This is a genomic window from Ferrovibrio sp. MS7, assembly GCF_038404985.1.
Lineage (GTDB): Bacteria > Pseudomonadota > Alphaproteobacteria > Ferrovibrionales > Ferrovibrionaceae > Ferrovibrio > Ferrovibrio plantarum.
Map to the genome: position 1 here is coordinate 634,165 of NZ_JBBKBA010000001.1, position 12,909 is coordinate 647,073.

Below are 12,909 nucleotides of genomic sequence, written 5' to 3' on the forward strand. Positions count from 1 at the left end.
GCATTTTTTAACCGGCTTGTCTGACATAGGATAATTGGATACAATTATCCTATGTCACCCGCTACCCTGCCGACAGAACGCACCACTGCCCTGGCGCTCGCCGCCGCCTTGCGCGGACAGTTGAGCGCCGGCCGCTGGGCGCCGGGTGCGGCCTTGCGCCAGGCCGAGCTGGCCGCTGAATTCGGCGTCAGCCGCATCCCGGTGCGCGAGGCGCTGAACCAGTTGCAGGCGGAAGGCCTGGTGGTGATTGAACCCAATCGCGGCGCCTTCGTGCCACGCCATTCGCCAGAGGATGTGGACGAGATTTTCGACCTGCGCCTGGCCCTGGAAAGCGATGCCCTGCGCCGCGCGGTGCCCAATCACGCGCCGGCGACGATCCGCCGGCTGGAGGCGATTCAACGCGAACTCGACCATGCCACCCTGCCGGCCGACTGGCTGCGCCATGACCGCGACTTCCACGAGGCGCTCTATGCCCCCTGCGGCCGGCGCCGCACGCTCGACCTGATCGCCGGCCTGCGCCGCGCGGTGGAGCGGGTCTATGCCGCCAGGCTTTCGCCGGACTCACGGCGCGGCGGCTGGAATGACGAGCATCAGGGCTTGATCGAGGCGTTGCGCAACGGCGATGCCGAACGCGCCGTGCAGTTGCTGCAGACGCATCTCGAACAGACCCGCCGCCTGGCGCTGAGCAGCTTGGCGGGCAATAGCCTGGAGAATACCGCACCATGAGCCGCTACAGCGCCCGCATCACCTGGCAGCAGCACGACGGCGACGACTTCACGGGCTTGCGCTACAGCCGCGTGCATCGCTGGGATTTCGATGGCGGCGCGGCAATCGCCGGCTCGCCCTCGCCGCAGAATGTGCGCGCGCCCTACAGCGATGCCGCCGCCGTCGATCCCGAGGAGGCGCTGCTGGCGGCGATTTCCTCCTGCCACATGCTGTGCTTCCTCTACCGCGCCGCCCGCGCCGGCTATGAAGTGGCGAGCTATGACGACGCGGCGGAAGCCGTGCTGGAAGCCACCGCACCGGGCGCCACGCCATGGATGACCCGCGCCATCCTCAGGCCCAGCATCCGCTTCTCGGGCACGAAGATCCCCGACGACGCGGCGGTGGCCGCGCTGCACGAAGCGGCGCATGGCGACTGCTACATCGCCCATAGCGTCAAGACCGCCATTCAAGTGGCGGGAAGCTGGGAACACATATTGAGGGAAAATGGTGCCGGCGGAGGGAATTGAACCCCCGACCTCGACTTTACGAAAGTCTTGCTCTACCCCTGAGCTACGCCGGCACGGCGCGAATGCGGGCGGAAAATACGGGGGCGCGGCGCGCTTGGCAAGCGTCGCCTAAGCCCTTGATTCACAGACCCGGAACATCAGCCTTTCGGGCCATCCAGCAGGATCGGCGGGGCACCAGTGGGAGCCTGGCCGGGTTGCATCGGCGCCGGCTGGATACTGTCGAAGCCGCCACAGGCGGTGCAGCGCATCGCCCAGGCGGGATGGCCGGCGCCACAGGCTTCGCAGCGCCATGGCTCCATCTGGCGGGCGAGTTCGCGCCAGCGGTCAGCCGCCGCCGCATCGCCCTCGCTTTCCTCTGCCAGCCGGGCGCGCAGGCCGGCACTCCATGAGTCACTGGCCGGGAACAGGCTGAGCGCCTGGCGCGCGGCGGCATAGTCGCGGGTATTCAGCGCCATTTCGGCCAGCAAAAGCTGGCTCGGCGGCGCATCGGGATTGGCATTGATGAAGGCTTCGGCGCGCTGGCGCGCAATCGTCGGCTCGCGCTTTGCAGCCGCTTCGAGATCGAGCCAGAGCCGCGCCAGCGCAACACTGGGCTGCTGCGGCCAGAGCCGGCGCAGCATATCCTGCGCCCGCTGCTGCAAGGCACCGGTATCGGCGGCGCGCGCCAGCACCGCCAGCCGGCCGGCATGATCGGGCAGCGCCTTGCCGAGCTTTTCCGCCTTGCGCCAGGCTTCGAGCGGCGCCCCACTGGCCGCCGCTTCCGCCGCATCGGCGAGATCGAGCTTGGCGCGCAGCAGGCCGGCGGCGGCCTTGCTTACCGCCTTGCGCGCCTGGGCGGCATCGAGCCGGGCGCCGGCGCCGGCCCAGTCGCCGCTTTCGAGCAGCAGGCGGATTTCGGCTTCGGCGGCCACCGGCGAGGTGGGGCGCAAGGCCGAGGCGCGTTTCGCTAATTGCAAGGCCTGTTCACGGTCGCCGCGCTGACGCGCATCGGCGAGCAGGCCGCGCACGCCAAGAAACGCCGTGGCCGGATCGGCGGCGAGCGCCGCGAAGGCGCGCTGGCTGGCGGGGCCATCATTTTTAAGCTGCGCCGCATGGGCTTCGAGCAAGCGGGCCAGCGTCTGATCTTCCAGGTAGCCCGCCGCCTTGCCGGCAAGCTTGGCGGCGCGATCGGCCTCGCCAGCCGCCACCGCCACCATGCCGGCAGCAAAAGCCGCCTGACCGCGCGCCTGACGCTTCAAGGCCCGCCGCTGCGGCAAGGCCGCCGCCCAGGCGATCATCCAGCTTAAGAGAAACACCGCGAAGCCGAGCAAGGCGATGGCGCCAACGATGAGGGGCGCCGGTGCCGCGATTTCATAGCCGAGCCAGGTGAGGCGCAGCGTGCCGGGCTGATCGGCGACCCAGGCGGCAAAAGCCGCCAGCGCCATCAGCGGCAATACGATGAGCAGCCAGCGCAACATGCTACGGCGCCGCGGCGAAATGGTCGCGCAACGCCGCCTGCATGCGCTCAAGCGCCGCGTCCAGTTTCAGCCGCGCCTCGGCGCCGCCGCGCCAAGCGGTCAATGCCGCGCCGGCATGCAGGCCCTCGAGTGCGGCTTGCGCACCGGCAAGGTCGCCGCGTTCCAGAAGGCCAGCGGCGGTGCTGAGTTTATCGCTGCCGCCATCCGCCGCATCGCCGCCGACGCGGCGAATGGTGACCAGATTGGAGAGTTTATTCAGCGCGCGCTGCCACCAGCTCTGCGCGGCATCATCGGCTGTCGCCGGCAGCGCTTCCTTCTGCTGCGCTTCCATCACGGAGGCGAAGCTGCCGGCCAGGGCCGTTTCGGTCGGCGCACCGGAGGCTGCGAAAGCCTGTACGGCGGTGAAAGCCTCACGCACCGCGGCCGGCGGCGTGGCGCCCAGCAAAGGCGCCACCGCATTGGCCTCGGCAACGAAGCCGCTGCCGCGCGCGGCGCGGTCGCGCAGGCTCTGCCAGGCCAGCAGCAACGCCACCGGCTGACGCAGATCGGCGGCGCGGGCACGAGTGAGATCGGCGAGTTTCTGATCGAACTGCGCCTGCCCGGTGATCGCGGCTTCAGCCAGCCGCAAAGCTTCCGCGCCGCTCTTGCGCGCTTCGGCGACGGCATCGGCAATCGCCTTGGTCTGGGCTTGCGCCTGCGCCTTCACGGCTTCTTCAAGCGCTGCGACACGATCGGCATCGGCGGCGCTGCCCGGCAATTGTTGCAGCCGCTCCAGGCTGGCGGAAAGGGCGCTGAGCCGGCGCTCCAGATCCTGCAATTTCGCGGTATCGGCAGCGGGTGCCTGAACCGGCGGGGTGACGGGCGCGGGAAGCGTGACGACAGGGGGTGGCGCGCCAAGCGGGGTGGTGGCCGGCTTCACCGCGACAGGGGCAGACTGCGTGGTATAGAAATGATAGCCGGCGGCAACGGCGACGCAGAAGGCCACGGCGATCAGCCCGAGCAGCAGCCAGCGGCCGAGCTTGGCGAGAAAGCTCGGCTTCGGCGGCAACGCCTCCACTTCGGCATCGATGATGGTGGCGCCGGACTTGTCCTGCTTCTCGCTCATCATGACTCCTCTTCGAGCAGGGCGAGCAAGGCCGCCTCGCTGGGCGAAGCCGCCACAGCCACACGCCGCCAGGGCAGATCGGCCAAGGCCTGGGCCACGGCGGCACTGAGACAATACGCCGTGATGCGCCCGGATGCCATATTTTGGGCCAGCTTGGCAAAGGTGGCCGCCGTGCGCGGCGAGAAGAACAGCACGCCGTCATATTCGCCCCGCTGCAAGGCGTCAGACACGGCATCAGGGAGCGTGGTGGCGGCCTCGGCACGGTAGAGCGTGACCCGCGCGACCTGGAACCCGGCCGCCTCCAGCATGCCCTTGAGGTCGCCGGCCAGCGTTTCGCCCGCCACATGCAGCAGACCGCCCTGCGCCGGATCGGCCTTTTCCCGCACCAGGGCGGCGAGGCTCGCCACATCGCCGCCGGCCGCCTGCACCTCGGCGAAGCCCGCCGCCGTTGCCGCCCGCGCGCTGGCCTCGCCGACGGCATAGACCGTAAGGTCGCGCCGCGCCGATTGCGCTGTGAAGGCCCGCAGGCCATTCGCCGAGGTGACGAGCAGGCCGGAAATGCCTTCGAGCGAAACGCCATTGAGTAGTGATGGGGCCGGCAGCGGCTGGATGCTGAGCAGCGGCGCGGTATCGATGGCGAAGCCGCGCGCCTCGAGATCGCGCCGCAGCCTTGTGGCATCTTCCTCCGGGCGCGTGAGCAGCAGCCGGGTGCGCATCAGGGGAGGTTGAAAAAATCCGGGCCGGCCCGGCGCTTCAATTCATCGCCGGCATCCTGGCCCATTGCCACGCCATCCTGGCCCTGGCGTTCGGTTTCGAGCAGTTCGCTGCCATCGGGCCGCGCGATGGCGGCGCGCAGGCGCATCGAGCCGTCATCCTGCAATTCCGCCAATGCCGCAATTGGCGTGCGGCAGGAACCATCGAGGATGGCGAGCAGGCTGCGCTCGGCCTCGACGCGGCGGCGCGTCGGCGCATCGTCGAGCGGTTTGAGCAACGTCAGCACGCGGGCATCATTCTCGCGGCATTCGATGCCAATGGCGCCCTGCGCCACCGCCGGCAGCATCACCGAGGGCGGCAGCACGGTCATGCCTCCGGGCAGGATATTCAGCCGCCGCAGGCCGGCCAGGGCGAGGAAGGTGGCGGCGACGCGGCCTTCCGCCAGGCGACCCAAGCGTGTCTGCACATTGCCACGGAAATTCACCACCTCGAGATCGGGACGGCGGGCCAGCAGGAAAGCCTTGCGCCGCAGCGACGAGGTGCCGACCACCGCACCGCGCGGCAGATCATCGAAACTGGTGGGCGATGCCGCCAGCAGCACATCGCGCGGGTCTTCCCGTGGCAGATAGGCGGCCATGATCAGGCCGGCGGGCAACTGCGTCGGCATGTCCTTCATCGAATGCACGGCCAGATCGACGCTGCCATCCAGCAGCCCTTCCTCGATCTCCTTGGTGAACAGGCCCTTGCCGCCGGCTTCCGACAGTGCACGGTCCTGAATGCGGTCGCCGCTGGTCTTGATGATCGAGATGGCGATATCGGCTTCCGCCAGATCGGCATGGGCGCTGAGCAGGCGCTGGCGGGTTTCATGCGCCTGGGCCAGCGCCAGCGGCGAGCCGCGCGTGCCGATGGTGAGCAGGGCCTTGCCTTGATGCGGGACCATCATGATGCTAACTCAAATCCATGCTTGTTCTGGGTATCGAGACCAGTTGCGACGAAACCGCCTGCGCCGTGGTGCGCGACAACGCGGCGCCGGCCGACCGTATCCTTTCCCATAGCCTGTTTTCGCAGGTGAGGGAACACGCGCCCTATGGCGGCGTGGTGCCGGAAATCGCCTCCCGCGCCCATATCGAGCATCTCGATTTCCTGGTGGACGAAGCGCTGAAATCCGCCGGAATCGAGCTGGATCAGGTGGATGCCATCGCCGCCACCGCCGGGCCGGGCCTGATCGGCGGCGTGATGGTGGGGCTGATGACCGCCAAGGCGCTGGCCTATGCAACCGGCAAGCCGCTGATCGCCGTGAACCACCTGGAGGGCCATGCGCTCTCCGCCCGGCTGTCGGATGACACGCCGTTCCCCTATCTGCTGCTGCTGGTTTCCGGCGGCCATTGCCAGTTCCTCGCCGTCGAGGAGGTCGGCCGCTACCAGCGGCTTGGCACCACCATCGACGATGCCGTGGGCGAGGCGTTCGACAAGACCGCCAAGCTGCTCGGCCTCGGCTATCCCGGCGGCCCGGCCATTGAGCGGCTGGCCCGCCAGGGCGATGCGCAGCGGTTTCCGCTGCCGCGCCCGCTCAAGGGCAAACCGGGCTGCGATTTCAGCTTTTCCGGCCTCAAGACCGCCGTGCGCCTGGTGCTGGAAAGCCTTGGCGATAGCCCTGCCGAACAGGACAAGGCCGATCTGGCGGCGAGCTTCCAGGCGGCGGTGCTGGATGTGATCATCGACCGCACGCGCCATGCCATCGCTGCCTTCGACAGCATCCACGGCTCGAAAGGCCGTCATCTGGTGGTGGCCGGCGGCGTGGCAGCCAACGCGGCGTTGCGCGACAGCCTGCGCCAGCTCGCGGAAAAAAGCGGCATGAGCCTGAGCGTGCCGCCGCCCCGGCTCTGCACCGATAATGGTGCCATGATCGCCTGGGTCGGCCTGGAACGCCTGCGCCGTGGCCTCACCGATGGCCTTGACGTCTCCGCCCGCGCCCGCTGGCCGCTGGATCCGGCAGCGGAAGCCAAGCCCTTCGCCGGCGCTAAAGCATGATGGACCAAGGCATGAAGCGCATCGGCCTCCACCGTATTGGCATCCTGGGTGCCGGCGCCTGGGGCACGGCGCTGGCGGCATTGGCGGCCGAGAAGGGCGAGGCGGTGCTCTGGGCGCGCGGTGCCGGGCTCGCCGCCGAGATCAATGCGACTAAGCGCAACGAACCCTATCTGCCCGGCATCGCCTTGCCGGATAGCCTCAAGGCCACGGCTTCGCTGGATGAGCTGAAAGCCTGCGACGCCATCCTGCTGGCGATGCCGTCGCAGACCGCGCGCCACTATGCCGGCCTGCTGGGCGCGGGCAAACCGCTGGTGCTGACCGCCAAGGGCATCGAGATCGAGAGCGGCAAGCTGCTGAGCCAGGTGATCGAGGAAGCCGCGCCGGGCGCGCCTTTGGCCGTGCTCACCGGACCGACCTTCGCCGCCGAGGTAGCGCGCGGCCTGCCAGCGGCGGCGACGCTGGCCTGTGCCAATACCGAGCTGGCGCAGGCCCTGTCCGAACGCCTGTCGCGGCCGACCTTCCGGCTCTATGCCGGCGATGACATCATCGGCGCGCAGATCGGCGGCGCGGTGAAGAATGTGCTGGCGATTGCCTGTGGCATCGTCATCGGCCGGCAACTGGGCGACAATGCCCGCGCCGCGCTGATCACGCGCGGCCTTGCCGAGATGGCGCGGCTTTGCCAGGCGCTCGGCGGCCGGCCCGATACCATGATGGGCCTCTCCGGTCTCGGCGACCTGGTGCTGACCTGCTCCGGGCCGCAATCGCGCAACCTGTCGCTCGGGCTGGCGCTTGGTCAAGACAAGACTCTCCAGGAATATCAGGCCGGCAAGCGCAGCATCGCCGAAGGCCAGTTCACTGCGCGCGCGCTGCATGGCCTCTGCGCCCGGCTTGGCCTCGACATGCCGATCTCGGCCGCCGTGCATGCCATCCTGCATCAAGGCGCCGCAATTGACACAACAATCGCCGCGCTGCTGGCGCGCCCGCTCAAGACGGAGTGAAAAATGAAATACTGGCTGATGAAATCGGAGCCGTCCGCCTGGGGCTGGGACGACCAGGTGAAGAAGGGCGTGGAAAGCTGGAATGGCGTGCGCAACTACCAGGCCGCCAACAACATGAAGGCGATGAAGCTGGGCGACCGCTGCTTCTTCTATCACTCGGTGGAGGAAAAACAGATCGTCGGCATCGTGGAAGTGGCGAAGGAATACTATCCCGACCCGACCGACGAGAGCGGCCGCTTCGGCATGGTGGATGTGAAAACGCTGATGCCGGTGAAAAAGCCGGTGACGCTGGAGCAGATTAAGCACGAGCCGAAACTGGCGCATCTGCCGCTGATCAAGCAGTCGCGCCTTTCGGTGATGCCGATTGACGCGCCAAGCTGGAAGCTGCTCTGCCAGATGGCCGGCGTGAAGGCGTAATGGGGATGAATAGTTCTGTCACTCTCGCGCAAGCGAGAGTCCCATTTCATGCAAGACGCAATGGGATTCCCGCTTGCGCGGGAATGACAAGCAGGGCTGCAAGCCATGCGCCCTGAACCCGGCACGCGGCTGATCGAATTCAGTGTGCTGGAAGAGCCCGGCGCCAAGGAATTCAGCTTTGGCGAGGGCAAGCAGCGGTTCGAACTGTTCGTGCTGCGCTGGCAGGGACAGTTGCTGGCCTATGAGAATGTCTGCCCGCATGCGCGCACGCCGCTGAACTGGCGGCCCGGCGCCTTCTTCACCCGCGAAAAAAGCGCGCTGATGTGCGCCACCCATGGCGCGCAGTTCGATGCCCTGACCGGGCAATGCTTTCTGGGTCCGTGCAAGAACCGGTCGCTGACCCGTTTCCCGGTGCGGCTGGACGACGACGGCTGGGTGGTGGCTGCTTAGGAGGCGGCCTGTTCCGGCGCGCCGACGCAGTTGCGGTAGCTCACCGCATCGAGGATGGCGCCGCCGAAATCGACCTGGCTCAGATCGACGCCTTCGAATTCAGCGCCGGTGAGATCAGCCTGGCGGAACACCGCGCCAGCAAGCTGGGGATGCATGCGCCGCCCGGTCGGCTTGCCATCGACGCCATAGATATCGACGCCGAAGAATTGCGCACCGCGCAGCCGGGCACCGGAAAGATCGGTGCGTGACATATCGACGCCGTGCAGAGCGGCATGGTCGAACCGCGCGCCGCGCAGGCTGGCGCCGGTGAACACGGTGAACAGCAATTGCGCATCGTCGAAGATCGCACCGGTGAGCTTGGCACCGGAGAGATCGGCGGCGCGCAGGTCGCAGGAGCCGAAATTCTGCCCCGTCAGATCCTCGCCGCGGAACACCGCGCGTTCGCCGGTGGCGCCCTGCGAGGCGATCCACTGGCTATGCGCCTCCAGCTTCACGGCAACATCGGCGGGCAGGTCGCTGCTCTTGCGGTAGATGGCGCCTTCCAGCTTGGCATTGCCCATCTTCGCCTTGGTGAGATCGACATTGCGCAAATTGGCGCCGCGCAGGTCGGCGCCATCGAAATTGGCGCCGTCCACCTTGGCGCCCATCAGGTTGGCATCTTTCAGCCGCGCACCGGCGAAATTGGCGCCCGTGAGATCGGCGCCGGAGAAATTCGCCGCATATAGTTCGGCGGTGGCGAAATTCGCCTCCTTGGCCGAGGCAACGGCGAACTTGGCCTGATCGAGCTGCGCGCCCTTGAAGTCGGCGCCGTCGATCTTGGCGTCGGTCAGGTCGGTAGCGACGAGGCGGCTTTCGCTCTTGCCATCGGCGCTGGTGCGCATGAACTGGCCGGGCCGCATGTCGGCCTGGGCAAAGGACGCCTTGCGCATCTTGGCCGAGCCGAAATAGACGCCACGCAGGTCGGCGCGGTCGAATACAGCACCGGTCAGGTCGCAGCGGCCGAAATCGGCGCCGAACAGATCGGTGCGGCGGAATTCGGTTTCGCGCAGATCGGAATTGGTGAAAATGCAGCCGGGCAGCACCGCATCGGAAAAATTCAGCTTGGTGAGAACGAACCCGGCCAGCCGCTGGCCGCGCAATTGCAGCCGTGCGCCGTCGTTGCGGCGGCCCAAAAAGGCGGCGTGGCGCGAGAGCATGACCTGCACGTCGCGCGGCGGGTTAACAGGTGCGGCACACATAGTAGGGTTGTTATGCCACGGCTTTGGCGCTGAACCAATGGTCACCAAGCTGGCGGCTGCCATGCGGATTTGCTATGGCTTTTGGGTCCGGACCCCAGCATGACAGCCAAGAAAACCGTGCCGAGCAAGAAAACCGCCACCACGCCGCGCCAGCTCACCCTGGCGACCTGGAATATCAATTCGGTACGCGCCCGCCTGGCGCTGATGGATAGCTTCCTGCGGCAGTACAATCCCGACATTCTCTGCCTGCAGGAAACTAAAGTGCGGGATGATGAATTCCCGCATGATCTATTCGCCCAGCATGGCTACGCCCACCGGTTGATAAAAGGCCAGCCGGGCTATAACGGCGTGGCGATTTTCGGCCGCATGCCGCTGGAGTTGGCCGAGGCGAAGCAGCTCGTCGGACGCGATGACAAGCGCCATGTGGCAGCCCGGCTGGCCGACGGCACGGTGATACACAATTTCTATGTCCCGGCCGGCGGCGATATCCCAGATGTGACGAAAAATGACAAATTCGCCCACAAGCTCGATGTGCTGGCGGAAATGACTGCCTGGTCGAAGGCGCTGAAGACCAAGGGCCGCCAGCATATCCTGGTAGGCGACCTGAACATCGCGCCGCTGGAAAGCGATGTATGGTCGCACAAGCAGTTGCTCGACGTGGTCAGCCACACGCCGGTCGAGACCGAGGGGCTGCTGAAACTCCAGGCCAGCCATGGCTGGGTTGACGCGGTGCGGCATTTCACGCCGGCCAGTGAGAAACTGTTTTCCTGGTGGAGCTACCGTTCGCCGGACTGGGAGAAGGCCGACAAGGGCCGCCGCCTCGATCATGTCTGGGTCAGCCAGGATCTCGCCCCGCGGCTGAAGGCGGCACAGGTGGCCAAGGCGATGCGCGGCCAGGAAAAGGCCTCCGACCATGCCCCGGTGCTGGTGACGCTGAATCTCGACTAGGCGATCTCGGCTGAAGCTTCACCCTTCGGGCGCTTGGCTAGTTCCGGGCACGCTGCTAGGCTTCCCCCCGCGTCGTACACAAACACCACATAGAGTGGCACCGATGGGGGCAATATGAACTGGGCAAAACGGCGGCTGCTGGCCGCGAGCGCTGCAATGCTGCTGGGTCTCGGCCTGGCCGGCTGCGTCACCACCGAGAAGGAAGCCGTCTATAGCGGCCCGCCGCAGATCGCCGCGCCGCAGCCCAGCGCCGCGCAGCTCAGGCCCGGCCTCGCCACCACCTATTACAGCGGCACCTACGACCATATCGACAACATGCCGCAGGGCACGCGCGGCAAGGCCCAGGGCACGCCCGGCCCGGCGATCACGCAGCTTGAGGCCGTATCGTCGCGCGGCCGCGTCTTCGACGCCAAGACCGACATCTTCTACGGCATCCGCTTCGAGGGCTATGTGCTGCTCGACAAGCCCGGCCGTTACGGCTTTGCTTCACGCACCAACGACGGCGGCCGCTCCTGGGTCGGCAATGTGATGGTTTCCGATGACCCGGAACCACATCCGGAGCGCACCACGCCGATGAAGTTCATCGACATCGCCCAGCCGGGCTATTACCCGATCGTGATCATGTATTACCAGAAGCGCGACTCTGCGGCCTTCGCCTATTTCTGGCAGCCGCCGGGCGCCGCTGCGCCGAGCATCCTGCCGCCGAGCGCGATCTCGCACATGCCGTAAATTTTCGGCCATCCGGCTAAAGCAAAACACCCCCGGCAAAACCGGGGGTGTTTTTTGTTCATCTCCATTCGTCATGCCCGGATCAAGTACGGGCATGACAAGAGTAATTGAAAACCGTCACACCTGCGGCAGGGCGTCGCGCCAATAGGGCTTGAGCGCGGTATAGGCTTTCCAGGCCGGACCGAGCTGGCTGAGCTGCATGCTCTGGCGTGCCGCGAACCAGCCGGCGATGGCCGCCGCCGCCGCATCCTCGCCGGCAGCACCGAGGATGCCGCCGAGCAGTTCATCGCCCACCGCCGCATCGTTCAGCGCACCGAGCGTATCCTGCAGCCGGGCCAGTGCCATGGCGGAAAACTTCACCGGCTTCTTGGCGAAGAGATAGCGGAAGAATTCCGTGGCATAGCGCAGCTTCTTGGCGCGGATGCGCAGCCGGTGCAGTTCCGGCACGCTCAATTCGCCATGGCGTTCGCCGAGTTTCTTGAGCTTGCGGCGGCGCTGCCGCAGCGTGACGGCGGCAAAGGCGATGGCGGGCTGCAATGCCGCTTCATGCTGTGCCGGATCGAGCAGGGCGAGGGCTTCCGCCTCGCTCGCCGCCGCCAGCCGTTGCAGCCGCAGCAGCCATTGCGCGGCACGCGGCGAGGCCAGCGCGGAGAGCAACGCTTCCTGCGCCGCCTGACGGCGGGCATCAAGCAGGGTCTGGAGATGCTCCAGGCCCTTGATGCCGGGCTCGGCGGCGCGCAAAGGCTGCAACGTCTCCTCGATGAAAACATCGAGATCGCGGCGTTTGCCAAGCGGCGCGTTGAGCCAGCGCAGGTCGGCGATCAGTGTTTCGAGCCAGCTTGGCGGCAGGATCGGGCTGAAAATATCCAGCGCCGAACGCAGCCGGCGCAAGGCGACGCGCATCTGGTGCACGCCTTCGCTGTCGCGGCCCAGCAGCACGGCCTGGATGTTGGCTTCGAACTGCGCCAGGCAATGGCGCAGGATGGCACAGGCGGCGGCGATGGCGCTGTCGGTTTCCGGCAGCATGGGCGGGATTTCGCCGGCGCGCGCCGGCACCGGCGCGATCAGGCCGAGCCCACTGGCCAACGGCACCACAGCGGATGCGCCCAGCAGGCGCGGCTTGAAATCGCGACACAGCGACAGCGCCAGTTCGGCAGCCTTCGCCGCCGGCATGTCCTCGAAGCGCAGCACGGCAATCGCCTGGCGCTGGCGGCCGCGCGCCAGATCCAGGCGTTCGAGCAGCAGGCGGCCTTCAGCCAGCGGCAGCGTGATGCGCTCGACGCGGCCCTGGGCGAGAATTTCCAGCGCACCCAGCGCGGTGATATCGGGCAGTGGCGCGGCATTGGCCCGCCAGGGCAGCAGATGCGGCTCAGTGCCTTCATTGAGGCAGAGCCAGCCGGCCTGGATCAGTGCACGGCTGCCGTCTTCAGTGGGTGCCGTATCAACCAGGGCGATTTCGCGCCGCACCGTGGTGGCGCGGCCCTTGAGCAGGGTGGTGATCAGCGGATGCCGGCGCAGCCGCACCAGATCATCGGCAGCAATCCCCAGGCAGAGCGTGGTTTGGGGAACGGGTTCCTGGGTATCGGCCAT

The 12,909-nt window shown here is 67.1% G+C and carries 14 protein-coding genes and 1 tRNA gene; 8 read left to right on the plus strand and 7 right to left on the minus strand.

Features of this window, described 5'->3' with window-relative positions; all coding sequences use genetic code 11:
* The first annotated feature begins 51 nt into the window (after positions 1-51).
* Both V6B08_RS02910 and V6B08_RS02915 read left to right on the plus strand, forming a co-directional pair.
* The gene (locus tag V6B08_RS02910) at positions 52-726 is read left to right on the plus strand and encodes a GntR family transcriptional regulator (protein WP_341977934.1); all 675 of its coding nucleotides are present in this window, start codon (positions 52-54) and stop codon (positions 724-726) included.
* Positions 723-1,232: an OsmC family protein gene (locus V6B08_RS02915; RefSeq protein WP_341977936.1), complete on the plus strand. Its 510-nt coding sequence runs from the start codon at positions 723-725 to the stop codon at positions 1,230-1,232. Before V6B08_RS02910 ends, V6B08_RS02915 begins: the two co-directional genes overlap by 4 nt.
* Here the strand turns inward: V6B08_RS02915 and V6B08_RS02920 are convergent.
* The 5 genes from V6B08_RS02920 to hemC form a co-directional block, all read right to left on the minus strand.
* Positions 1,211-1,285 (minus strand) — tRNA-Thr (locus V6B08_RS02920). The genes V6B08_RS02915 and V6B08_RS02920 overlap by 22 nt on opposite strands.
* 84 nt (positions 1,286-1,369) lie before the next feature.
* Positions 1,370-2,689 carry a heme biosynthesis HemY N-terminal domain-containing protein gene (locus V6B08_RS02925; RefSeq protein ID WP_341977938.1) on the minus strand — a complete coding sequence of 440 codons (1,320 nt, stop codon included), beginning with the start codon at positions 2,687-2,689 and terminating at the stop codon, positions 1,370-1,372.
* A 1-nt stretch (position 2,690) separates the two neighbouring features.
* Positions 2,691-3,797 (minus strand): COG4223 family protein, encoded by a 1,107-nt coding sequence (locus tag V6B08_RS02930; RefSeq protein WP_341977940.1) that lies wholly within the window; start codon positions 3,795-3,797, stop codon positions 2,691-2,693.
* A complete protein-coding gene (locus V6B08_RS02935) occupies positions 3,794-4,510 on the minus strand; it encodes a uroporphyrinogen-III synthase (protein ID WP_341977942.1) in 717 nt (238 codons plus the stop codon). Before V6B08_RS02935 ends, V6B08_RS02930 begins: the two co-directional genes overlap by 4 nt.
* The gene (gene hemC, locus V6B08_RS02940) at positions 4,510-5,451 is read right to left on the minus strand and encodes a hydroxymethylbilane synthase (protein ID WP_341977944.1); all 942 of its coding nucleotides are present in this window, start codon (positions 5,449-5,451) and stop codon (positions 4,510-4,512) included. Before hemC ends, V6B08_RS02935 begins: the two co-directional genes overlap by 1 nt.
* Positions 5,452-5,468: 17 nt before the next feature.
* On the opposite strand from hemC, the gene tsaD reads away from it, so the two are divergent.
* The 4 genes from tsaD to V6B08_RS02960 all read left to right on the plus strand — a co-directional run bounded on the left by tsaD (position 5,469) and on the right by V6B08_RS02960 (position 8,404).
* Positions 5,469-6,539, plus strand: coding sequence for a tRNA (adenosine(37)-N6)-threonylcarbamoyltransferase complex transferase subunit TsaD (gene tsaD, locus V6B08_RS02945; RefSeq protein ID WP_341977946.1), 1,071 nt, complete (start codon positions 5,469-5,471; stop codon positions 6,537-6,539).
* Positions 6,539-7,537: an NAD(P)H-dependent glycerol-3-phosphate dehydrogenase gene (locus V6B08_RS02950; RefSeq protein WP_440588809.1), complete on the plus strand. Its 999-nt coding sequence runs from the start codon at positions 6,539-6,541 to the stop codon at positions 7,535-7,537. Before tsaD ends, V6B08_RS02950 begins: the two co-directional genes overlap by 1 nt.
* A 3-nt stretch (positions 7,538-7,540) precedes the next feature.
* Entirely contained in the window at positions 7,541-7,954 is a 414-nt protein-coding gene (locus tag V6B08_RS02955; protein WP_341977948.1) for an EVE domain-containing protein, read from the plus strand.
* A gap of 105 nt (positions 7,955-8,059) precedes the next feature.
* Positions 8,060-8,404: a Rieske (2Fe-2S) protein gene (locus V6B08_RS02960; RefSeq protein ID WP_341977950.1), complete on the plus strand. Its 345-nt coding sequence runs from the start codon at positions 8,060-8,062 to the stop codon at positions 8,402-8,404.
* On the opposite strand, the gene V6B08_RS02965 is transcribed toward V6B08_RS02960, so the two are convergent.
* On the minus strand, positions 8,401-9,705 hold the full coding sequence (locus V6B08_RS02965) for a pentapeptide repeat-containing protein (RefSeq protein WP_341977952.1): 1,305 nt from the start codon (positions 9,703-9,705) through the stop codon (positions 8,401-8,403). The genes V6B08_RS02960 and V6B08_RS02965 overlap by 4 nt on opposite strands.
* 36 nt (positions 9,706-9,741) lie before the next feature.
* On the opposite strand from V6B08_RS02965, the gene xth reads away from it, so the two are divergent.
* Both xth and V6B08_RS02975 read left to right on the plus strand, forming a co-directional pair.
* Entirely contained in the window at positions 9,742-10,590 is an 849-nt protein-coding gene (gene xth, locus V6B08_RS02970) for an exodeoxyribonuclease III (protein WP_341977954.1), read from the plus strand.
* A 114-nt stretch (positions 10,591-10,704) separates the two neighbouring features.
* Complete coding sequence (locus tag V6B08_RS02975; RefSeq protein WP_341977957.1) at positions 10,705-11,319, plus strand: PA14 domain-containing protein; 615 nt, start codon at positions 10,705-10,707, stop codon at positions 11,317-11,319.
* Between the two features lie 117 nt (positions 11,320-11,436).
* Here V6B08_RS02975 and V6B08_RS02980 read toward each other — a convergent pair whose 3' ends face one another.
* Complete coding sequence (locus V6B08_RS02980) at positions 11,437-12,909, minus strand: CHAD domain-containing protein (RefSeq protein WP_341977959.1); 1,473 nt, start codon at positions 12,907-12,909, stop codon at positions 11,437-11,439.

Excerpts from the sequence above, each read along its gene's own strand:
- xth (WP_341977954.1), top strand. The coding sequence starts at position 9,742 with ATGACAGCCAAGAAAACCGTGCCGAGCAAGAAAACCGCCACCACGCCG.
- V6B08_RS02930 (WP_341977940.1), bottom strand. The coding sequence starts at position 3,797 with ATGATGAGCGAGAAGCAGGACAAGTCCGGCGCCACCATCATCGATGCC.
- tsaD (WP_341977946.1), top strand. The coding sequence starts at position 5,469 with ATGCTTGTTCTGGGTATCGAGACCAGTTGCGACGAAACCGCCTGCGCC.
- V6B08_RS02980 (WP_341977959.1), bottom strand. The coding sequence starts at position 12,909 with ATGGCCGATACCCAGGAACCCGTTCCCCAAACCACGCTCTGCCTGGGG.
- V6B08_RS02910 (WP_341977934.1), top strand. The coding sequence starts at position 52 with ATGTCACCCGCTACCCTGCCGACAGAACGCACCACTGCCCTGGCGCTC.
- V6B08_RS02960 (WP_341977950.1), top strand. The coding sequence starts at position 8,060 with ATGCGCCCTGAACCCGGCACGCGGCTGATCGAATTCAGTGTGCTGGAA.
- V6B08_RS02925 (WP_341977938.1), bottom strand. The coding sequence starts at position 2,689 with ATGTTGCGCTGGCTGCTCATCGTATTGCCGCTGATGGCGCTGGCGGCT.
- V6B08_RS02965 (WP_341977952.1), bottom strand. The coding sequence starts at position 9,705 with ATGGCAGCCGCCAGCTTGGTGACCATTGGTTCAGCGCCAAAGCCGTGG.
- V6B08_RS02955 (WP_341977948.1), top strand. The coding sequence starts at position 7,541 with ATGAAATACTGGCTGATGAAATCGGAGCCGTCCGCCTGGGGCTGGGAC.
- hemC (WP_341977944.1), bottom strand. The coding sequence starts at position 5,451 with ATGATGGTCCCGCATCAAGGCAAGGCCCTGCTCACCATCGGCACGCGC.
- V6B08_RS02935 (WP_341977942.1), bottom strand. The coding sequence starts at position 4,510 with ATGCGCACCCGGCTGCTGCTCACGCGCCCGGAGGAAGATGCCACAAGG.
- V6B08_RS02915 (WP_341977936.1), top strand. The coding sequence starts at position 723 with ATGAGCCGCTACAGCGCCCGCATCACCTGGCAGCAGCACGACGGCGAC.
- V6B08_RS02975 (WP_341977957.1), top strand. The coding sequence starts at position 10,705 with ATGAACTGGGCAAAACGGCGGCTGCTGGCCGCGAGCGCTGCAATGCTG.
- V6B08_RS02950 (WP_440588809.1), top strand. The coding sequence starts at position 6,539 with ATGGACCAAGGCATGAAGCGCATCGGCCTCCACCGTATTGGCATCCTG.